A 20,231-nucleotide genomic window follows, 5' to 3' on the forward strand; every position below is an offset into this window, starting at 1 on the left:
CCGCAGGCGCAACTGCGACTGATTCCGATTAGATCACCGTATTTTGAAATGCGGCACCCTATGTCACATCGATTCACAGGAGCCCCCCATGAAAGGCAACCCGGACGTTATCGCCTGCCTGAAGGAACTGCTGCGCGGCGAGCTTGCTGCCCGCGACCAGTACTTCATCCATTCCCGCCGCTACGAGGACCAGGGCCTGTTCGCGCTGTACGAACGCCTGAACCACGAGATGGAAGAGGAAACCCAGCACGCCGATGCGCTGCTGCGCCGGATCCTGTTCCTGGGCGGCGACCCGGACATGCGCCCGCACGCCACCGAGCCGGGCAAGACCGTGGAGGAGATGCTGCAGAAGGATCTCGATACTGAATACGCGGTTCGGAACAATCTCGCTGCCGGCATGAAGCTGTGCGAGGAGAAGGGCGACTACGTGAGCCGCGACATCCTGCTGGCGCAGCTGAAGGACACCGAGGAAGACCACGCCTGGTGGCTGGAGCAGCAGCTGGGCCTGATCAAGCGCATCGGCCTGGAGCTGTACCAGTTGAGCAAGATCGACGGCAACGGCGCTCCGGCGCACTGAGCCGCGGGTGGCGCCGGGCCATGCCCGGTGACCACCCGGTAGAGCCGACCGCTGGTCGGCTGCTCTTCGGTAAAGAAGCCGACAGGGGCAAAGAGCAGCCGACCAGCGGTCGGCTCTACCGGAAGCACAGCGTTCTGTCGCCCGCCAGCACCGGAGCATCGCCAGCCAGCCTTCGCCCGCCAGCTGCTCCACCGCCCGCCAGCCGACAACGAAAAAGCCGGGGAATGCCCCGGCTTTTTCGTGTCTGATCTCCTGCAAGGCGTGTCAACCAAGGTTGACACCCACCTCAACCAAGGTTGACACCCACCTCAACCAAGGTTGACACCCACCTCAACCATGGTTGACATCCACCAGGGGCAGGCCCTGGCCCTTATTCCACCGACAGGCCTTCCACTTTCTGCCAGCCGCGCGGCAGCAGGTGGCCGCGGGTGGCGCGGGCGCCGAGGTAGGCGTCCAGCTCGTTGAACTTCAGGCCCATGGTGCGCTGGCCGGCGCGGACCTGCAGGGTCTGGCCCGGGCTGATCGCCACGATGGCGACCACGCGTTCGGTGGCGAGCTTGGCCTTCGGGATCTCGATGATCTTGTTGCCCTTGCCCTTGTCCAGTTCCGGCAGGTCGTTGGCGGCGATCGCCAGCAGGTTGCCCGAACTGGTCACCGCGACGATGCGGTCGGTGGCGACGTTGGCGACCACCGACGGGGGGAGCACCGACGAGCCGGCCGACAGGTTCAGCATCGCCTTGCCGGCCTTGTTGCGGCCGATCAGGTTCTCGAAACGGGTGACGAAACCGTAGCCGTGGGTGGAGGCCAGCACGAAGCGGGTGTCCGGCTCGGCACTGGCCAGGGTCACGAAGCTGGTGCCCGGCGCCGGCGAGAAGCGGCCGGTCAGCGGTTCACCGTTGCCTCGTGCGGAAGGCAGGGTGTGCACCGGCGTCGAGTAGGCGCGGCCCTCGCTGTCGAGGAAGGCGACCTGCTGGGTGCTGCGCGCACGTACCGCGCCCTGCAGGGCGTCGCCGTCGCGGTAGGACAGGGCGGACGCATCGACGTCGTGGCCCTTGGCGGCGCGGATCCAGCCCTTCTCCGACAGCACCACGGTCATCGGCTCGCTCGGCACCAGCTCGGTCTCGTCGATGGCCTGCGCGGCCTGGCGCTGCACCAGTGGCGACCGGCGTGCGTCGCCGAACTTCTTGGCGTCGGCGGTCAGTTCGTCGCGGATCAGCTTCTTCAGCTTGGCCTTGCTGTCGAGGATGCCGAGGATCTTCTCGCGTTCCTTGGCCAGCTCGTCCTGCTCGCCGCGGATCTTCATCTCTTCCAGGCGGGCCAGCTGCTTCAGCTTGGTTTCCAGGATGTACTCGGCCTGTTCCTCGGACAGGCCGAAGCGCGCGATCAGCGCCGCCTTCGGTTCGTCCTCGGTACGGATGATGTGGATCACCTCGTCCAGGTTGAGGAAGGCGACCAGCAGGCCTTCCAGCAGGTGCAGGCGGCGCTCGACCTTCTGCAGGCGGTGCTGCAGGCGGCGGGTGACGGTGTTGCTGCGGAAGGTCAGCCATTCGCTGAGCAGCATCTTCAGGTTCTTCACCTGCGGACGGCCGTCCAGCCCGATCACGTTGAGGTTGACGCGGTAGCTGCGCTCCATGTCCGTGGTGGCGAACAGGTGGCCCATCAGCTGGTCGGCGTCGACGCGGTTGGAGCGCGGCACCAGCACCACGCGCACCGGGTTGGCGTGGTCGGATTCATCGCGGATGTCCTCCAGCCACGGCAGCTTCTTGGCGCGCATCTGCGCGGCGATCTGCTCGATCACCTTCGACGGCGATACCTGGAACGGCAGCGCGGTGACCACGATGTTGTTGGCTTCCTTGGCGAACGTCGCACGTGCACGCACGCTGCCGTTGCCGGTCTCGTAGATGTTCCGCAGGTCGTTGGCCGCGGTGATGATCTCGGCGCTGGACGGGTAGTCCGGGCCCTGCACGTGCTCGCACAGGTCGCGCACGCTGGCATCGGGGTTGTCCAGCAGGTGCAGCAGCGCGCTGACGATCTCGTTGAGATTGTGCGGCGGCACGTCGGTGGCCATGCCCACGGCGATGCCGGTGGTGCCGTTCAACAGCAGGTGCGGCAGCCGCGCCGGCATCCAGGTCGGCTCCTGCAGGGTGCCGTCGAAGTTCGGTGCCCAGTCGGTGGTGCCCTGGCCCAATTCGCCCAGCAGCACTTCGGCGATCGGGGTCAGCTTGGATTCGGTGTAACGCATCGCCGCGAACGACTTCGGATCGTCGCTGGAGCCGAAGTTGCCCTGGCCCTCGATCAGCGGGTAGCGGTACGAGAACGGCTGGGCCATCAGCACCAGCGCCTCGTAGCACGCGCTGTCGCCGTGCGGGTGGTACTTGCCGATGACGTCACCGACGGTGCGCGCGGACTTCTTCGGCTTGGACGCGGCGTTCAGGCCCAGCTCGCTCATCGAATAGATGATGCGGCGCTGCACCGGCTTCAGGCCGTCGCCGATGAACGGCAGGGCGCGGTCCAGGACTACGTACATCGAGTAATCGAGGTAGGCGCGTTCGGCGTACTCGCGCAGCGGCAGTTGTTCGAATCCGTGGAACACGGGGCGGGCAAGTTCGGTCATGCGGCGTTGTTACCTGTTGTCGGGAGGCGGCGACGGCGGTCGCCGCTCGCAATCCTGTGATTATCCGGATGCGGCGGGGGATGCCAAGCCGCGAGCAGGGTCCAGCCCGGTTTCCAGGCCGTGCCCGGCCCGTGCCAGGTAGCGCCCGGGCGGCAAACCGAAGTGGCGGCGGAACACGGTAACGAAGGCGCTGGCGCTGCTGAAACCCAGTGCATGGGCGATATCGGCCACGCTGCGGCCGTCGGTCAGCTGGCGCAGGGCCTCGGACAGGCGGGCCTGCTGCCGCCACTGCGCGAAGCTGAGCGTGGTCTCATCGCGGAAGTGACGGGTCAGGCTGCGCGGCGACAGCCCGGCCCAATGCGCCCATTCGGCCAGGCTGCGCTCGTCGGATGGGTCGGCCAGCAGCTGCGAGGCGATCTTCAGCAGGCGCCGGTCATGTGGCATCGGCAGGTGCATGCGCTGGCGCGGCGCGGTGCGGATCTCGTCCAGCAGCACGTCGATGATGTGCTGCCGCTCGGGCGTGGTGTCGTAGCCCAGCGGCCATTCGCAGATGCGGTCGGCCAGCGCCTGCGCCAGCTTGGACAGGCCCAGGACGCAGGGATCGGCGGGCAGGGTGGCGCAGGACGGTGCGGCCAGCGCCATGCCCCAGCCACGCAGCGGGCCGTCGAGGGTGACCGTGTGCGGCTCCAGCGGCGGCATCCAGCCGGCCGAGCCCGGCGCCAGTGACCAGGTGCCGTGCGAGGTCCGGGTGGTCAGCAGGCCGCGTTCAACGCAGATCAGCTGCGCGCGCTGGTGGTGGTGCCAGTCCACTTCACGGACCAGGCCCAAGGGGCTGTCGAAGCGGAAGGCGACAACCGGTGGCCCGTCATTGCGCTCGAACCAATCCAGGGCGTCGTCGCGCAGCAACCGCTTGGGAGGGGGGATTTCTGCCTTGTTCATCATATCCGCTGGCTGAAATGTGTCATCCATTGGCTGAATTGTACTACCGGGCCACCTGACCAGATCATTAAGGTAGGCGCCTTCGTTGATCCAGCCCGCTGCTGCAACACAGCATTCGATGCCAGATCGAATATTTCCATTGAGAAATATTTTTTTTGGAAGAGAATGCTCCCCCATGATCTGTCCTGCAACCACTCCCCCCAGCTTCGGCCTGCTGCTGCGCCAGGTGCGCGATGGCCTGGTCCGTCAACTCGACGCATCCATGGCTGAAGAAGACCTGGGTATCGGCTTCACCCATTACATCGGGTTGAAGGTGCTTTCCAACATGGCTCCGTGCACGGCCAACGAGCTGGCCCAGGCCATCGACCAGGTGCCCAGTGCGGTGACCCGCCTGCTGGACAAGCTGGAGTCGCTGGGCTGCGTCCGCCGCGAACCGCATGCCCAGGACCGGCGTGCGCTGCAGATCGTGCTGACCGATGAAGGCCGCGCACTGTGGGCGCGGCTGAAGCTGCGTGGCGACGCGGTGATGGATTACGCCCTGCGTGATCTTTCCGCCGACGAGCGCACGCAGCTGCTGTCCCTCCTCACTCGAATCCGCGATTCCCTGACGACCCCATGAACCCGATCCCGCAATCCACTCTCCGCCGGTCCGGGCGCGCGCTGCTGGTATCAGCGCTGGCCCTGGCCCTGGCCGCCTGCGCCAGCAGTCGTGGCCTCAACCCGCAGGGCCACGTGCTCGACGTGGACAGCCTGCATAGCGAACGCACCCTGGCCGACACCGATCTGAGCGCCACCGGCTTCCCGGCGCAGGACTGGTGGAAGGCACTGGGCGATGCGCAGCTGGACGCGCTGGTTGCCGAGGGCCTGGCCGGTCACCCGAGCCTGGACGCCGCCGATGCGCGCCTGCGCCAGGCCCAGGCCCAGGTCGGCACCGCGCGTGCCGATGAGTTGCCCAGCCTGTCGGTGTCCGGTGGCTACACCGGCCTGCGCCTGCCCGAATCGATGGCCGGCAGCGAGATGGGTGGCCATTACGCTGGCAGCAGCCAGGTCGCGTTTGATTTCAGCTATGGCGTGGACCTGTGGGGCGGCAAGCGCGCTGCCTGGGAAGCCGCCGTGGATGGCGCGCATGCCGCCACCGTCGAAGCCCAGGCTGCACGCCTGAACCTGTCCACCGGCATTGCCCAGGCCTATGCCGATCTGGCTTACGCGTGGCAGCTCAACGACGTGGCCGAGGAAGAACTGACCCGTTCGCAGAAGTCGCTGCAGCTGACCCGCCAGCGCCGCAGCGCCGGCATCGACAGCGATCTGCAGGTGCGCCAGGCCGAGGCCCGCGTGCCGGCCGCGCAGCAGCAGGTATTGGCCGCACAGCAGCGCATCGACGCCGCCCGCACCGCGCTGGCCGCACTGGTCGGCAAGGGTCCGGACCGTGGCCTGTCGATCCAGCGACCGCAGCCGCTGAACCCGATGGCACTGCAGCTGCCGGGCGTGCTGCCCAGCGAACTGCTGGGCCGTCGTCCGGACATCGTGGCTGCGCGGTGGCGCGTGGAAGCGGCCGACAAGCAGATCAAGGTTGCCAGGACCAGGTTCTACCCGAGCTTCAACCTGACCGCGCTGGCCGGCGTGGTCGCCCCGAACGTGGGTGACCTGCTGAAGAGCAGCTCCACCTTCGCCTACATCGGCCCGGCGTTGAGCCTGCCGATCTTCGAAGGCGGCAAGCTGCGCGCCAACCTGGCCAACACCGATGCGCAGTACGACCTGGCGGTGGCCAACTACAACCAGACCGTGCTCGACGCGCTGCGCGACGTCGCCGACCAGGTCAACGCGGTGCGCTCGCTGGCACAGCAGGCGCACGCGCAGCAGCAGGCCGTGGACACCGCACGCTCGGCCTTCGACCTGGCCCAGCAGCGCTACCGCGCCGGCATCGGCAGCTACCTGGACGTGCTGACCGCGCAGTCCACCCTGCTGCAATCGCAGCAGCAGCTGGCCGGCCTGCGGTCGCAGCAGGTGCAGACCTCGGTGCGCCTGAGCAAGGCGCTGGGCGGTGGGTTCCAGCCCGCTGACGCCGACCGCGCACCGATCGCCTCCCATTCCGATTCCTCGCATTCCTGAAGACTTCCGCCATGAGCCAGACCCAAGACACCGCGGCCCCGGCCGCCCCCAACCGTCGCGGCAACCTGCTGCGCGGCCTGTTCGTGATCGTCGTGCTGCTGCTTGCCGCACTGGCGCTGTGGTACTTCATGTTCGGCCGTTGGTTCGAAGAGACCGACGATGCCTACGTGCAGGGCAACCAGGTGCAGATCACCCCGCTGGTGGCCGGTACCGTGGTCGCCATCAATGCCGATGACGGCATGCGCGTGGAGCGCGGCCAGCTGCTGGTGCAGCTGGACCCCTCCGACACCTCGGTGGCGCTGCAGCAGGCCGAAGCCAACCTCGCCAAGACCGTGCGCCAGACCCGTGGCCTGTACCGCAGCGTGGAGGGCGCGCAGGCGGACTTGAACGCCCGCCAGGTGACCCTGAAGCGCGTGCGCGAAGATTTCGCCCGTCGCAAGGACCTGGCCGCCACCGGCGCCATCTCCAATGAAGAACTGGCCCACGCCCGCGATGAGCTGGCCGCTGCCGAAGCGGCCGTGGCCGGTTCGCGCGAGACGGTCGAGCGCAACCGCGCGCTGGTCGACGACACCGTGATCGCCACCCAGCCGGACGTGCAGGCCGCCGCCGCGCAGCTGCGCCAGGCCTTCCTCAACAACGCACGCGCCGGCATCGTCGCGCCGGTCACCGGCTACGTCGCCCGTCGTTCGGTGCAGGTGGGCCAGCGCGTGCAGCCGGGCAATGCCCTGATGGCCGTGGTGCCGACCGAGCAGATGTGGGTCGAGGCCAACTTCAAGGAAACCCAGCTGCGCCATATGCGCCTGGGCCAGGAAGTGGAGCTGAAGTCGGACCTGTACGCTGGTGACGTGAAGTACAAGGGCCGCATCCAGAGCCTGGGCCTGGGCACCGGCTCGGCGTTCTCGCTGCTGCCGGCGCAGAATGCCAGCGGCAACTGGATCAAGATCGTGCAGCGCGTGCCGGTGCGCATCGCCATCGATGCCAAGCAGCTGGCCGAACACCCGCTGCGCATCGGCCTGTCGATGAAGGCCGAAGTGAGCCTGCGCGACCAGAAGGGCGAAGTGCTGCCGAGCACCCCGGCCAAGGGCACGGTGTTCGACACCGACGTGTATGCCAAGCAGCTGCATGATGCCGATGAGGTGATCCACACGATCATCCAGGGCAACCTGCCGCAGCAACAGGCGAAGGTGGGCTGAGGTCGCCATGTCCGCACAAGCTCCAGCCGCGCCCGGCGCTCCGGGCGCCCCGGCGGCGCCGGGTGCGGCCTCCGGGTTCCTGCCACCCAGTGTCGCCCTGTGCACCGTGGGCCTGGCGATGGCGTCGTTCATGCAGGTGCTCGACACCACCATCGCCAACGTCTCGCTGCCGACCATCGCCGGTAACCTCGGCGCCAGTTCGCAGCAGGCGACCTGGGTCATCACCTCGTTCGCGGTCAGCACGGCCATCGCGCTGCCGCTGACCGGCTGGCTCAGCCGCCGCTTCGGCGAACGCAAGCTGTTCGTCTGGGCCACGCTGGCCTTCGTCATCACCTCGCTGCTGTGCGGCCTGGCGCAGAGCATGGGCATGCTGGTGCTGTCGCGTGCGCTGCAGGGCTTCGTGGCCGGCCCGATGTACCCGATCACGCAGTCGCTGCTGGTCTCGATCTATCCGCGCGAGAAACGCGGGCAAGCGCTGGCGCTGCTGGCGATGATCACGGTGGTGGCGCCCATCTGCGGTCCGATCCTCGGTGGCTGGATCACCGACAACTACAGCTGGGAATGGATCTTCCTGATCAATGTGCCGCTGGGCATCTTCGCCGCGCTGGTGGTGGGCAACCAGCTGAAGGGACGCCCGGAGCAGATCGAGAAGCCGAAGATGGACTACGTTGGCCTGATCACCCTGGTGATCGGCGTCGGTGCGCTGCAGCTGGTGCTCGATCTGGGCAACGACGAGGACTGGTTCTCGTCGATGAAGATCGTGGTGCTGGCCTGCGTGGCGGTGGTGACGTTGACGGTGTTCCTGATCTGGGAACTGACCGACAAGGATCCGATCGTCGACCTGAAGCTGTTCCGTCATCGCAACTTCCGCGCCGGTACGCTGGCGATGGTGGTGGCCTACGCGGCGTTCTTCAGCGTGGCCCTGCTGATTCCGCAGTGGCTGCAGCGTGACATGGGCTACACCGCGATCTGGGCAGGCCTGGCGACCGCACCGATCGGCATCCTGCCGGTGATCATGACGCCATTCGTGGGCAAGTACGCATCGCGCTTCGACATGCGCATGCTGGCCACGGTGGCCTTCATCGTGCTGTCGATGACCAGCTTCCTGCGATCGAACTTCAACCTGCAGGTGGACTACATGCACGTGGCCGGCGTACAGCTGATCATGGGCATCGGCGTCGCGCTGTTCTTCATGCCTGTGCTGCAGATCCTGCTGTCGGACCTGGATGGTCGCGAGATCGCGGCGGGCTCCGGCCTGGCCACGTTCCTGCGCACGCTGGGCGGCAGCTTCGCGGCGTCGCTGACGACGTGGCTGTGGGCGCGGCGCACCCAGGTGCACCATGCCGACCTGACCGAGCACATCTCTGCCTATCAGCCGGGCATGCAGGAGCAGGTCACGGCGATGGGGCAGGGCGACCTGCAACACGGCGCAGCGGTACTGAACAACATGATCAACCACCAGGCGTCGCAGATGGGCTTCAACGACATCTTCTTCCTGCTGGGCTGGATCTTTCTGGCGATCATCGCGTTCCTGTGGCTGGCCAAACCGCCGTTCGGGGCGGGTGCGGGTGCAGCCGCCGGTGGCGGGCACTGACCGGCGGCGTTCCCGCCAAATGCAACCACGCATGGCGTGGATCTACTGGAATGCAGAAACCCCGCCGGAAGGCGGGGTTTTTGTTTGGAGCGTTGTGCAATCCGGTGGATCCACGCCATGCGTGGATGAGCGTCGCCATCGCGTCGACATGGCAGACCCCGGAAACGAAAAAACCCGCTTTCGCGGGTTTGATCATCTTGAGTCGTGGTGCCCAGGAGAGGACTCGAACCTCCACGGTTTTACCCGCTAGTACCTGAAACTAGTGCGTCTACCAATTCCGCCACCTGGGCGACTCAGGAGACGAATTATGGGGAACGACAGGGGATGTGTCAACAACATTTCACACTTTTTTCTGTGGCTGCACGCCGAGGTGATGCAGCAGGCTGCGCATCGCTGGTGACAGTTGCGTCCACTCGGCGAAACACGCACACAGGCGACGTTGTGCCCACGCATCGGAGAGCGGTATGCCAACCGTGTGCGTGCTGCGCCGATGCTGGCGCGCCATGGTCCGCGGCACGATGCCGACGCCGATGCCGTGGCCGACCATGATGCACACGCCTTCGAAGGTCTTCATGCGGATGCGCACATCCAGGTGGCGCCCGATGTCGCGCGCCTGGTCCTCGATGTAGGTCTGCAGTGCATTGCCATCGGCGAGGGCAACGAAGGTCTCGCCGGCAACCTCGGCGAAGGTCACGCTGCGCCGCGAGGCGAGGCGGTGTTCGGCCGGCAGCAGCATCACCAGCGGGTCTTCGGCGACCACATGCTGCTGCAGGCCGGCGGCGTCGACCGCGTCACTGATGATGCCGGCCTCGGCCTGGCCGGCACCGATCGCGCGTACGACTTCGGGGCTGGTGCGCTCGATCAGTTCGACATGCAGGCGCGGGCGTTCGGCCAGCCACGGTGCGAGCCGCGCGGGCAGGTAGTTGGTCAGCGCGGCCGTATTGGCATACAGATGCAGGGTGCCGCGCGCGCCATGCGCGAACGCCTGCAGTTCGCCACGCAGCTGTGCCTGCTGCTGCAGGATCAGACGTGCATGGTGGGCGAGGGCGGCGCCGGCTTCGGTCAGGCTGACGCCACGTGGATGCCGGTCCAGCAGCGGGGTGCCGGCATCGGCTTCGATCGTGCGCAGGCGTTCGCTGGCCGAACCCAGGGCCAGGTTCGCCTGCGCTGCACCGGCGGTGATGCTGCCCGCTTCGGCAATCGCCAGGAACAGCCGCAGGTCGGCAATGTCCATCCGCATGTGATGCCCTCATCGCAACGCCCGAGCCTTCGGGTCAGCCGAAGGCGGGGCCGGGAAGACCGCATTGTGCGCCGGGCGGCGGCCCGATCCAATGAAGGCATGAATGAATCGATGTACTTCTACGTGCTGCTGGTGGTGGTGTTCGTGCTGGCTGGCGTGGTCAAGGGCGTGACGGGGATGGGGCTGCCGACGGTGGCGATGGGCCTGCTCGGTGGCGCGCTGTCGCCGGTGGCGGCGGCGTCGATGCTGTTCATTCCAACTTTCGTCACCAATGCGTGGCAGCTGCTGTCCGGGCCGTCACTGGGCCACATCGTGCGACGCCTGTGGCCGATGATGCTGGCCGTTGTGGTAGTGACGCTGGGTTCGGCCGCGTTGCTGGTGCGGGTCGATCGCACCTGGTCGCGCGTGGCGTTGGGCGTGGCGCTGGTGGTCTACGCGGCGTATGCGCTGCTCGCGCCGGTGTTCCGCGTACCGCAGCGGCGCGAGCGTTGGCTGGGGCCGCTGGTGGGTGCGCTGTCCGGTGTGGTGACGGGTGCGACGGGTGTGTTCGTGATGCCGGCGGTGCCGTACCTGCAGTCGCTGGGGCTGCAGCGCGAGGAGCTGGTGCAGGCGCTCGGGCTGGCGTTCACCGTGTCGACGATTGCGCTGACCACGGGCCTGGTGCTGCACGGTGCGTTCGGCATCCAGCAACTCGGCCTGAGTGCGCTGGCGGTGCTTCCGGCGCTGCTGGGCATGTGGCTGGGCCAGGTGATCCGGCAGCGGATCAGTGCGCGCGTGTTCCGCGGCTGTTTTCTCGGGTTCCTGCTGCTGCTTGGGCTGGAGCTGGTGCTGCGGCCGTTGTTCTGATGGTGTTCGCGGCCGGCTCTACAAAAGCTCGAATCACGGGCAAGAAAAAACCCGCTTGCGCGGGTTGTTTTCTTTCTCGACATGGTGCCCAGGAGAGGACTCGAACCTCCACGAAGTTGCCCCCGCTAGCACCTGAAGCTAGTGCGTCTACCAATTCCGCCACCTGGGCGTCGAGGAGCGAGATTATGGGGTGTTGTTATGGGGGTGTCAATACTTTTTGCAGGACCGATCCCGGCGCCGGATGACAGGCAAAAAAAATCCCCGCCGAAGCGAGGAGTTTTTCGTTGGTGCCCAGGAGAGGACTCGAACCTCCACGGTTTTACCCGCTAGTACCTGAAACTAGTGCGTCTACCAATTCCGCCACCTGGGCGTTCCAGAGGCGCAATTGTGAAGATGAATCCGCAGGCTGTCAACGACTTCCTGAATATTTTTCATGCAAGGCCTTCAAGGCGGCCGCTGACCCGTTCTGCACGCCGTCAGCGGCTACCATGTAGGGCGATGACTACCAAAAAACCAAGCAAGGGCGGGAGCACGTCCCGCAGCCAGGCCCCGAAGAAGGGCGCCAAGACGGGCGCAGCCCGCACCCCCAAGCCGGGCAAGCCGTTGCCGGGCTGGTTCCCCGAATTGAATGACGGCGGTGCACCGCCGCGAGGCCGCAAGGCGCGTAGTACCGACGCCCCGGGCCCGGCACCGGGCCGCAAGCTGCCGCCGACCGGCAAGGAGATCGACGATCCCTATGCCGCCCGCGAAGCCGAGAAATACGAACAGCCCATCGCCAGCCGCGAGGCCATCCTGGCCCTGCTGGAGCGCTGCGAAGGGCCGCAGACTGCTGAAGAACTAGGCGCGCGCCTGGGCTTGACCGCACCGGACCGGGCCGAGGCGCTGTCGCGCCGGCTCGGCGCCATGGTCCGCGATGGCCAGCTGGTGCAGAACCGCCGGGGCGGTTTCGCTCCGATCCAGACACTGAACCTGGTCACCGGCGTGGTGATCGCCAACCCGGAAGGGTTCGGCTTCCTGCGCCCGGTCGAAGGCGGCGACGACCTGTTCCTGCCGCCGTATGAGATGCGCAAGGTGATGCACGGCGACAAGGTGCTGGCCCGCGTGACCGGCATCGATCACCGCGGCCGTCGCGAAGGCAGCATCGCCCGTGTGCTCGAACGCGGCATGACCCGCCTGATCGGCCGCTTCAGCATCGAGATGGGCATCAACTATGTGGTGCCCGACGACAAGCGCGTGCAGCGCAACGTGCAGGTGCCGCCGGACCAGACCGGTGGTGCACGCGACGGCCAGCTGGTGGTCTGCGAACTGACCCAGGCGCCGGACAGCCGCCGTCCGCCGATCGGCCGCATCATCGCCGTGCTGGGCGACAAGCTGACCGCGTCGCTGGTGGTGGAGACCGCCATCCACGGCCACGAGCTGCCGTTCGAGTTCCCGCAGGAGGTGCTGGACGAAGCGGCCTCGGTGCCGCTGGTGGTCGAGCCCGCAATGATCGGCGACCGCGTCGACCTGCGCAGCACGCCGCTGGTCACCATCGACGGTGAGGATGCCAAGGACTTCGACGACGCGGTGTACTGCGAGCCGAATGCCGAGGGTTTCCGCCTGGTGGTGGCGATCGCCGATGTCTCGAACTACGTGCGCCCCGGCACGCCGCTGGATGAGGAGGCGCAGAAGCGCGCCACTTCGGTGTACTTCCCGGGCTTCGTGGTGCCGATGCTGCCGGAGACGCTGTCCAACGGCATCTGCTCGCTGATGCCGAAGGTCGACCGCATGTGCTTTGTCTGCGACATGCAGATCGACCGCGATGGCCTGGTCACGCATTCGCGCTTCTACGAGGCGGTGATGAACTCGCATGCGCGCCTGACTTACACCCAGGTGTGGAAGGCGGTGGGCGAGGACGATGCCGATACCAAGGCCTGGATGGGCGACCTGCTGCCGCAGGTGCAGCGCCTGCACCAGCTGTACAAGGTGCTGTCCAAGGCACGCGCCAAGCGCGGTGCCATCGAGTTCGAAAGCAGCGAAGTGCGCTTCGTGCTGGACAACCGCGGTGAAGTGACCCAGGCCGGCATGCTGGTGCGCAACGATGCACACAAGCTGATCGAGGAGTGCATGATCGCGGCCAACGTCGAGGCGGCCAGGTACCTGCTGTCGCGCCATGTGCCGGCGCCGTACCGCATCCATGAAAAGCCGCCGGAAACCAAGTACGCCGACCTGCTGGAATTCCTCAAGGAGTTCAAGCTGAGCCTGCCGCCGTGGTCGAAGGTGCGCCCGGGCGATTACACCAAGCTGCTGAAGAAGATCCGCGACCGCCCCGATGCCACGCTGCTGGAATCGGTGCTGCTGCGCAGCCAGAGCCTGGCCATCTACAGCCCGGAGAACCATGGCCACTTCGGCCTGGCGCTGGAGGCGTACGCGCACTTCACCTCGCCGATCCGCCGTTACCCCGATCTGCTGGTGCACCGCGCGATCAAGCACGCGTTGTCCGGCAAGCCGCTGGACAAGTTCACCTACAACGCGCGCGAAATGGCGGCCCTGGCGCTGCAGTGTTCCGAGCGCGAGCGTCGTGCCGACGAAGCCGAGCGCGAAGTCGACGAGCGTTACCGCGCGGCGTGGATGGAAAAGCACGTGGGCGGCCAGTTCGACGGCGTGATCAGCGGCGTAACCAGTTTCGGCCTGTTCGTGGAACTGGACGAGTCGAAGGTGCAGGGCCTGGTGCATGTGACCCAGCTGCCGCAGGACTATTACAAGTTCGACGCCACCCGCAAGACGCTGACCGGCGAACGCCGTGGCAGCAGCTATCGGCTGGGCGACCGCGTGCGCATCCTGGTGCTGAAGGCCAGCATGGAAGAGCGCAAGATCGACTTCCGCCTGGTCGAGCACAAGGGTGAGGATGAAGGAGATGGCCTGCCGCCGCTGCCCGAGCGTGGCAAGCCGGCCAAGCGCACCAAGAAGCAATATTGATGAAAGGCGTGCCGACCAACGGTCGGCACCCACCGCTCGTCAGGTGGGTGTCGACCTTGGTCGACACGATCTTCTGGAGGAACTCACCATGCAGGGCCAACCCGAATACAGCGGCGGCTGCCAGTGCGGCGCGATCCGCTTCCAGGCGCGCGGCGCGCTGACCGACAGCTCGATCTGCCATTGCCGGATGTGCCAGAAGGCGTTCGGTGCCTATTACGCGCCGCTGGTATCCGTGCGCGGCGTGCAGTTCAGCTGGACCCGCGGCCAGCCGCGCTATTTCCAGTCGTCCAACGTGGTGCGGCGTGGTTTCTGCGCCGACTGCGGCACACCCCTGACCTACGAGGCCCCGGATGGCGTGGCCGTGGCCGCCGGCGCCTTCGACGAGCCGGAACGCCTGCCACCGACGATCCAGTACGGGGTGGAGCGCAAGCTGCCGTTCGTTGACAGCCTGTCCAGCGTGCCGGCGCGGCACACCGAAGAAGACATCGCGGCGCTGGAGTTCCTGGCCACCATCGTGTCCCACCAGCACCCCGACCACGACACCCCCCACTGGCCGCCGCGCAGCCGCTCCGCCGAAGGCTGAGCGGCGGGTAGCGCCGGGCCGTGCCCGGCGAGCGCGCAGCGCGGTCGACGCCGATGCTCTACCATAGCCACCCCCTTTCCGGTCCCCGCCCGCATGAGCAAGAACAGCCAGTGGATTGTCGGCGTCAACGCCGTCGCCTCCTCCATCGAGAACGACGCCGAGAACGTCCGCGAAGTGCTGGTCGAGGCCGGTGCGAAGAACCCGCGCCTGACCGAGATCGAGGAAAACGCCCGCCGCAAGGGCATCGACGTGCGCAAGGTGAACAGCCAGGCGCTGGACGGTGTCGGCGGTTCGGTGCGCCACCAGGGCGTGGCCGCGCGCTATGCTGCCGCTCGCACCTACAGCGAGAACGAGCTGGAAGGCCTGGTCACCGCGGCTGAGGGCAAGGCCCTGCTGCTGGTGCTGGATGAGGTGCAGGACCCGCACAACCTCGGCGCCTGTCTGCGCTCGGCCGCTGCCGCCGGGGCGACCGCGGTGATCATCCCGAAGGACAAGTCGGCCACGGTCAATGCCACTGTGCGCAAGACCTCGGCGGGTGCCGCCGATCTCATCCCGGTGGTGGCGGTGACCAACCTGTCGCGTTGCCTGAAGGACCTGCAGAAGCAGGGCGTGTGGATCTACGGCCTGGCCGGTGAAGCCACCGCCTCGCTGTACCAGCTGGACCTGAAGGGCAACATCGCCCTGGTGCTGGGCGGCGAAGCCGATGGCCTGCGCCGCCTGACCCGCGAGAACTGCGATGGCCTGGTCAAGATCCCGATGCCGGGCGAGATCGAGAGCCTGAACGTCTCCGTCGCCGCCGGCGTCAGCCTGTTCGAGGCCGTGCGCCAGCGCGGTTGATTGGCAGCAGCGCTTGTAGAGCCGAGCCTATGCTCGGCTATCACGTTCTCGATCAAAGCGCAGCCGAGCATGGGCTCGGCTCTACAGAAGACGTTACCCGGCGCTGCCGCCCAGCGCCTTGAACAGGGTCACGTCGTTGTTCAGCTGGCCCTGGCGCACGCGCGCCAGCGACAGCTCGGCATCACGCCGGGTCTGCTGCGCTTCCAGCCAGGTGCGCAGGTCGGTGGCGCCCACGCGGTAGCGCACTTCCTGCGCACGCTCCACTTCCACCGCTTCGTCGTACGAGGCCTGCGAGGCCGCCACCTGGCGCGCCAGCTGCTCGCGTGCCGACAGCGCGTTGTCCACTTCCGAGAGCGCGGTGTACAGCGTCTTGCGGAAGTTGGTGGCGGCGATCTGGTAGGCGGTGCCGGCGATATCGGTATCCAGCTGCGCGCGCTGCAGGTTGAGGAACGGCAGCGACAGGCCGGCGCCCAGCGTGGCCACTGGATTGCGCAGCACATCGCCCAGCGAGGTCGCGCTGGAACCGAGGCTGCCGGTCAGGCTCAGCGCCGGGTAGTACTGGGTGGCGGTGACCTTGATGGTCTTCAGGCTGTTGCGCAGGCGAAGTTCGGCCGCGCGCAGGTCGGGACGGCGGCCGAGCAGGTCGCTCGGCAGGCCTTCGGCGATGCCCGGGCTGCGTGCGCCCAGCAGGTCCTGCGGTTCGTCCTGCTGGGGCCAGGGCGTGCCGTCCAGCAGCACGGTCAGCGCGTTGCGCACCTCCACCCGCTGCTGTTCCAGCGCGCTCTGCGAGGACCGCTGCGCCTGCAGGTTCTGCAGTGCCTGGCGCACTTCCAGGCGTGATACCGCACCGGCGTCGAAGCGGGCCTGCACCAGCTCGCGGGTGCGTTCCAGCCGCTCCAGGTTGGCCTGGCCGGTGGCAATCGACTGGTTCAGGTAGGCCAGGTTCCAGTACTGGGTGATGGTGTCGCTGATCACCAGCAGGGCGGTGTTCTGCCGGTCCTCCTCGCTGGCCTCGGCTTCCCAGCGGGCGATGTCGCGCTGGGTACGCAGGCGGCCCCACAGGTCCACTTCCCAGCCCAGCGAGACGCCGGTGGAATAGCTGCGGCGCCAGTCGTCGGCCTGGTCGGTGGCGCGGCTGGCGCTGCCGCTGACGCCGGATGACGAAAGTTGTGGCCACAGCGCGTTGCTGGCCAGGCCGGCCTGCAGGCGCGAACGCTGCACGGCCAGGCCGGCGGCGGCCAGATCGCTGTTGGCCGCCAGTGCCTGCGCCACCAGGCGGTCCAGGCGTTCATCACCGAAGCCGGTCCACCAGGTGTCCTGGCGGATGTCGCGGCCCGGTGTATCCAGGCTGCTGCGCGGGTCGTCGGCGGGCGCATTGCGGGTGGCGTCGCCTCGACCGTAGGTCGCCGCCACGTCGGGGTCGTGCACCGGATAGCGGCCTATCGACGCACAGCCGGACAGGGCGAGCAGAACGGCACCGGCCAGCAGCAGGCGCGGGGAAGCAGGGAAGGGCAGTCGGGTCATCATCTTCATTCGCGGGCCAGGGCCTCCACCGGGTCGAGCTGTGCGGCGTTGCGCGCAGGCAGGAAGCCGAACGCCACGCCGATCAGGGTCGAGCAGGCAAACGCGGCGACGATCGAGGCGGTGGAGAACATCACCTGGAAGTCGTTGGCGAAGCGGCCGATCATCGAGCCCAGCAGCAGCGCAAGGCCGATGCCGAGCACGCCGCCGAGCAGGCAGACCAGCACCGCTTCGATCAGGAACTGCTGGCGGATATCGCTCTGCCGCGCACCGACGGCCATGCGCACGCCGATCTCGCGGGTGCGTTCGGTCACCGACACCAGCATGATGTTCATCACGCCGATGCCGCCGACCAGCAGCGCGATGGCGGCGATGGCGCCGATCAGCAGCGTCATCGTGCGCGTGGTCTGCTCGATGGTCTGGCGGATTTCGGCGCTGTTGCTGAGGAAGAAGTCTTCGGTGCCATGGCGCATGGTCAGCAGGCGGGTGATCGCTTCCTGCGCGGCATCCATCGGCGTGGCGTCGTCCACCCGCACGGTGATGCTGGACACGTGGCTCTGGCCGAGCATGCGCGACATCACCGTGGTGTAGGGCACCCATACGCTGAGGCTGGTACTGCCGCCGAAGCCGAAACTCTGGCGCTTGGCCACGCCGACCACGCGTGCCGGCACGTTGCCGAGCAGGATCACCTGGCCGACCGGATCGACATCGGGGAAGAACTGGGTCTGGGTGTTCTCGTCGATCACTGCGACCTGGCCCAGGCCCTTGACCGCGTCGGCGTCGAAGAAGCTGCCATTGAGCAGGGTCACGCCCTTGACCCGGAAGAACTGCTCGCCGACGCCGCTGACCTGGGCGGTGGACGACTGGTTGCGGTAACGCGCGGTGACCGAGGTCGACACGCTGGGGGTGGCGCTGTCCACGTAGCTCTGCTTTGCCAATGCATCGGCATCGCTGGCCTTGAGGGTCTGCACCCGTGCCGAGCGCATGTCGCCGAAACCACGACCGGGGTAGACGTCGATGGTGTTGGTGCCGAGCGCGCTGATGTTCTGCAGGATCTGCTGCTGCGAGCCGTTGCCCAGCGCCACCACCGAGACCACCGAGGCGATGCCGATGATGATGCCGAGCATGGTCAGGAAGGTGCGCAGGCGGTGCGCGTTCATCGCCAGCAGGGCCATGCGGAACGCTTCGGTGAAGCGATCGCGTGCCGCCCGCCAGCTGTTGCCGCGGGCGACGCCGGTGCTGGCCTCGCGCTGCGCGCGGTAGCTAGGTGCGTTCGGGTTGGCACGGTCGGCGATGATCTCGCCGTCGCGGATTTCGATGATGCGCTGTGCGTGCTCGGCCACGCTCATGTCGTGGGTGACGATGATGATGGTGTGGCCTTCGGCATGCAGCTCACCGAGGATCGCCATCACTTCCTCGCCGGATTTCGTGTCGAGCGCACCGGTCGGTTCGTCGGCCAGGATCACCTCGCCGCCGTTCATCAGGGCACGTGCGATCGACACGCGCTGCTGCTGGCCACCGGACAGCTGGCCCGGCTTGTGATGCATGCGGTCGCTCAGGCCCAGCCGCTGCAGCAGCTGCTCGGCACGCGCGTTGCGCACCGGGCCGGGGCTGCCGGCGTACACCGCTGGCACTTCCACATTGCCGCGTGCATCCAGATCACCCAGCAGGTGGTAGCGCTGGAAGATGAAACCAAAATGCTCGCGGCGCAGTTCAGCCAGCTCGTCCGGCTCCATCTTCCCGGTCTCGCGGCCAGCTACCTGGTAGCTGCCACGGGTCGGACGATCGAGGCAGCCGAGGATGTTCATCAGCGTCGACTTGCCCGAGCCGGACTGGCCGACGATGGCCACCATCTCACCGGCGTGGATGTCGAGATTGACGTCACGCAGCACGGCGATCACTTCGTCGCCGGCCGGGAACTCGCGTCGCAGGTCGCGCAGGCGCAGCAGCGGCGCCGTCGTGCTCATCGGCGCCCCATGCCCGGGCCGCCGACCCGCATCTGCATGCCGCCGCGGTTGCCGCCGCCGGCGCTGGCACCGGCCGCACCGGCTTCGCCGACCACCACGCGCTCGCCTTCCTTCAGCCCGGACAGGATCTCGGCCGAGGCGCCGTTGTTGATGCCCACGGTGACCTTGCGCGGCTGCGGCTGGCCCTTGTCGTCCAGCACCCGCACCATGCGCTCGTCGCCACGGCGCTTCGGCCCCAGTGCTACCGCCGGCACCATCAGCACGCCCTTGGCCTGCTTCAGCAGCACCGAGACCTGCGCGGTCATGTCGATGCGCAGGGTGCCATCCGGGTTCTCCACGTCGAACAACGCGTTGTAGTAGACCGCGCTGCTGGAACTGGAACTGGACGAACTGCTGGAACTGGACGAACTCTCGTTGGCGATCGAGGCCGGCGCCGGATTGATCTGGCGCAGCGTGGCGTGGTACTTGCGGTCGGGGTCGCCCAGCGTGGTGAAGTACACCGGCATGCCGGCCTTGATCTTGACCACGTCGGCTTCGGAGATCTCGGCATTGACGGTGACCACGTCCAGCCGGGCCAGCATGACGATGGTGGGCGCGGTCTGGTTGGCGTTCACGGTGCGGCCTTCCTCGGCCACCACCGCGACCACGGTGCCATCCATCGGCGCGGTGATGCGGGTATAGGCCAGGTTGGCGCGGGCGGTGCCCAGCTCGGTTTCGCGGCCCTTGATCTGCGCCTCGTAGGACTGCAGCTGGGCGCGCGCAGTCTTCAGCTGTGCTTCGGCGGCATCGTATTCCTGGCGTGAGGTGGCCTCGGCGGCCAGCATCTGCTGCTGGCGCGCGAACTCCAGTTCGGCCTGGCGCAGGGTGGCCTGCTGCACGGCGCGCTGGGCGGTGACCTGGTCCAGCGAGGCCTGCGCGTTGAGCACCTGGTTCTGCTGGGTGGTGGCGTCGATCTCGGCGATCAGGTCGCCTTCCTTCACGGTGTCGCCCAGCTGCACTTTCAGCGACTTGATCTGGCCCGAGGCCTGCGCACCGACGCTGACCAGCTTGTAGGCATCGATCACGCCGGTGGCATCCACCGTCTGCTCGATGTCACCGCGGCTGACCGGCGAGGTGGCCACCGCCGGGGCCGCAGGCTTGCGCAGCAGCCACCAGGCGGCTGCGGCGACGATCAGGGCAAGCAGGGCGATCAGTATCAGGCGACTCCGGCGGGTCGCGGGCAGCAGGCGGAACGTCACGTCGTGGCTTCACTC

At 67.3% G+C, this 20,231-nt stretch carries 14 protein-coding genes, 3 tRNA genes and 1 pseudogene; 9 read left to right on the plus strand and 9 right to left on the minus strand.

The window, feature by feature from the left end; translation table 11 throughout:
• Nucleotides 1-88: 88 nt before the first annotated feature.
• Nucleotides 89-577 carry a bacterioferritin gene (gene bfr / locus CCR98_RS06820; protein WP_005408763.1) on the plus strand — a complete coding sequence of 163 codons (489 nt, stop codon included), beginning with the start codon at nt 89-91 and terminating at the stop codon, nt 575-577.
• Nucleotides 578-947: 370 nt separating this feature from the next.
• On the opposite strand, the gene parC is transcribed toward bfr, so the two are convergent.
• Together parC and CCR98_RS06830 are read right to left on the minus strand one after the other, a co-directional pair.
• Nucleotides 948-3,191: a DNA topoisomerase IV subunit A gene (parC, locus tag CCR98_RS06825; RefSeq protein WP_087922010.1), complete on the minus strand. Its 2,244-nt coding sequence runs from the start codon at nt 3,189-3,191 to the stop codon at nt 948-950.
• A 60-nt stretch (nt 3,192-3,251) separates the two neighbouring features.
• Nucleotides 3,252-4,133, minus strand: coding sequence for a helix-turn-helix transcriptional regulator (locus tag CCR98_RS06830; RefSeq protein WP_198361066.1), 882 nt, complete (start codon nt 4,131-4,133; stop codon nt 3,252-3,254).
• Nucleotides 4,134-4,305: 172 nt separating this feature from the next.
• On the opposite strand from CCR98_RS06830, the gene emrR reads away from it, so the two are divergent.
• From emrR to emrB, 4 genes are read left to right on the plus strand one after another with little or no spacing between them, the layout of a single operon-like run.
• Nucleotides 4,306-4,749 (plus strand): multidrug efflux system transcriptional regulator EmrR, encoded by a 444-nt coding sequence (gene emrR, locus CCR98_RS06835; protein ID WP_032127923.1) that lies wholly within the window; start codon nt 4,306-4,308, stop codon nt 4,747-4,749.
• Nucleotides 4,746-6,239: a multidrug efflux transporter outer membrane subunit EmrC gene (emrC, locus tag CCR98_RS06840; protein ID WP_087922012.1), complete on the plus strand. Its 1,494-nt coding sequence runs from the start codon at nt 4,746-4,748 to the stop codon at nt 6,237-6,239. The genes emrR and emrC overlap by 4 nt, the downstream gene beginning before the upstream one ends.
• Before the next feature lie 11 nt (nt 6,240-6,250).
• Nucleotides 6,251-7,432 carry a multidrug efflux MFS transporter periplasmic adaptor subunit EmrA gene (gene emrA, locus CCR98_RS06845; RefSeq protein WP_032956867.1) on the plus strand — a complete coding sequence of 394 codons (1,182 nt, stop codon included), beginning with the start codon at nt 6,251-6,253 and terminating at the stop codon, nt 7,430-7,432.
• Nucleotides 7,433-7,439: 7 nt separating this feature from the next.
• Complete coding sequence (gene emrB, locus CCR98_RS06850; protein ID WP_087922013.1) at nt 7,440-9,026, plus strand: multidrug efflux MFS transporter permease subunit EmrB; 1,587 nt, start codon at nt 7,440-7,442, stop codon at nt 9,024-9,026.
• A 205-nt stretch (nt 9,027-9,231) separates the two neighbouring features.
• Here the strand turns inward: emrB and CCR98_RS06855 are convergent.
• A tRNA-Leu gene (locus tag CCR98_RS06855) sits at nt 9,232-9,316 on the minus strand.
• 50 nt (nt 9,317-9,366) lie between these two features.
• Nucleotides 9,367-10,266 carry a LysR family transcriptional regulator gene (locus CCR98_RS06860; RefSeq protein ID WP_087922014.1) on the minus strand — a complete coding sequence of 300 codons (900 nt, stop codon included), beginning with the start codon at nt 10,264-10,266 and terminating at the stop codon, nt 9,367-9,369.
• A gap of 99 nt (nt 10,267-10,365) precedes the next feature.
• On the opposite strand from CCR98_RS06860, the gene CCR98_RS06865 reads away from it, so the two are divergent.
• A complete protein-coding gene (locus CCR98_RS06865) occupies nt 10,366-11,112 on the plus strand; it encodes a sulfite exporter TauE/SafE family protein (protein WP_087922015.1) in 747 nt (248 codons plus the stop codon).
• An 82-nt stretch (nt 11,113-11,194) separates the two neighbouring features.
• On the opposite strand, the gene CCR98_RS06870 is transcribed toward CCR98_RS06865, so the two are convergent.
• Nucleotides 11,195-11,281, minus strand: a tRNA-Leu gene (locus tag CCR98_RS06870).
• Nucleotides 11,282-11,397: 116 nt separating this feature from the next.
• A tRNA-Leu gene (locus CCR98_RS06875) sits at nt 11,398-11,482 on the minus strand.
• 359 nt (nt 11,483-11,841) lie between these two features.
• On the opposite strand from CCR98_RS06875, the pseudogene rnr reads away from it, so the two are divergent.
• From rnr to rlmB, 3 genes and pseudogenes are all read left to right on the plus strand, one after another.
• Nucleotides 11,842-14,070, plus strand: a pseudogene (rnr, locus tag CCR98_RS06880) (ribonuclease R); the annotation flags it as partial.
• 88 nt (nt 14,071-14,158) lie between these two features.
• A complete protein-coding gene (locus tag CCR98_RS06885; RefSeq protein WP_087922017.1) occupies nt 14,159-14,653 on the plus strand; it encodes a GFA family protein in 495 nt (164 codons plus the stop codon).
• A gap of 93 nt (nt 14,654-14,746) precedes the next feature.
• Nucleotides 14,747-15,490 (plus strand): 23S rRNA (guanosine(2251)-2'-O)-methyltransferase RlmB, encoded by a 744-nt coding sequence (rlmB, locus tag CCR98_RS06890; protein ID WP_005408775.1) that lies wholly within the window; start codon nt 14,747-14,749, stop codon nt 15,488-15,490.
• Between the two features lie 93 nt (nt 15,491-15,583).
• Here rlmB and CCR98_RS06895 read toward each other — a convergent pair whose 3' ends face one another.
• The 3 genes from CCR98_RS06895 to CCR98_RS06905 are packed head-to-tail and all read right to left on the minus strand — an operon-like array spanning nt 15,584 to nt 20,216.
• Nucleotides 15,584-17,023, minus strand: a complete 1,440-nt coding sequence (locus CCR98_RS06895; protein WP_087922018.1) for a TolC family protein — start codon at nt 17,021-17,023, stop codon at nt 15,584-15,586.
• Nucleotides 17,020-18,978 carry a MacB family efflux pump subunit gene (locus CCR98_RS06900; protein ID WP_087922019.1) on the minus strand — a complete coding sequence of 653 codons (1,959 nt, stop codon included), beginning with the start codon at nt 18,976-18,978 and terminating at the stop codon, nt 17,020-17,022. The genes CCR98_RS06895 and CCR98_RS06900 overlap by 4 nt, the downstream gene beginning before the upstream one ends.
• A complete protein-coding gene (locus CCR98_RS06905) occupies nt 18,975-20,216 on the minus strand; it encodes an efflux RND transporter periplasmic adaptor subunit (RefSeq protein ID WP_087922020.1) in 1,242 nt (413 codons plus the stop codon). Before CCR98_RS06905 ends, CCR98_RS06900 begins: the two co-directional genes overlap by 4 nt.
• Nucleotides 20,217-20,231: the final 15 nt, after the last annotated feature.

The sequence above is a fragment of the Stenotrophomonas sp. WZN-1 genome (assembly GCF_002192255.1).
Taxonomy (GTDB): domain Bacteria; phylum Pseudomonadota; class Gammaproteobacteria; order Xanthomonadales; family Xanthomonadaceae; genus Stenotrophomonas.

Bases quoted from the DNA above. Each gene is read 5' to 3' on its own strand.
- bfr (WP_005408763.1), top strand. From the start codon at position 89: ATGAAAGGCAACCCGGACGTTATCGCCTGCCTGAAGGAACTGCTGCGC.
- parC (WP_087922010.1), bottom strand. From the start codon at position 3,191: ATGACCGAACTTGCCCGCCCCGTGTTCCACGGATTCGAACAACTGCCG.
- CCR98_RS06830 (WP_198361066.1), bottom strand. From the start codon at position 4,133: ATGATGAACAAGGCAGAAATCCCCCCTCCCAAGCGGTTGCTGCGCGAC.
- emrR (WP_032127923.1), top strand. From the start codon at position 4,306: ATGATCTGTCCTGCAACCACTCCCCCCAGCTTCGGCCTGCTGCTGCGC.
- emrC (WP_087922012.1), top strand. From the start codon at position 4,746: ATGAACCCGATCCCGCAATCCACTCTCCGCCGGTCCGGGCGCGCGCTG.
- emrA (WP_032956867.1), top strand. From the start codon at position 6,251: ATGAGCCAGACCCAAGACACCGCGGCCCCGGCCGCCCCCAACCGTCGC.
- emrB (WP_087922013.1), top strand. From the start codon at position 7,440: ATGTCCGCACAAGCTCCAGCCGCGCCCGGCGCTCCGGGCGCCCCGGCG.
- CCR98_RS06860 (WP_087922014.1), bottom strand. From the start codon at position 10,266: ATGCGGATGGACATTGCCGACCTGCGGCTGTTCCTGGCGATTGCCGAA.
- CCR98_RS06865 (WP_087922015.1), top strand. From the start codon at position 10,366: ATGAATGAATCGATGTACTTCTACGTGCTGCTGGTGGTGGTGTTCGTG.
- CCR98_RS06885 (WP_087922017.1), top strand. From the start codon at position 14,159: ATGCAGGGCCAACCCGAATACAGCGGCGGCTGCCAGTGCGGCGCGATC.
- rlmB (WP_005408775.1), top strand. From the start codon at position 14,747: ATGAGCAAGAACAGCCAGTGGATTGTCGGCGTCAACGCCGTCGCCTCC.
- CCR98_RS06895 (WP_087922018.1), bottom strand. From the start codon at position 17,023: ATGAAGATGATGACCCGACTGCCCTTCCCTGCTTCCCCGCGCCTGCTG.
- CCR98_RS06900 (WP_087922019.1), bottom strand. From the start codon at position 18,978: ATGAGCACGACGGCGCCGCTGCTGCGCCTGCGCGACCTGCGACGCGAG.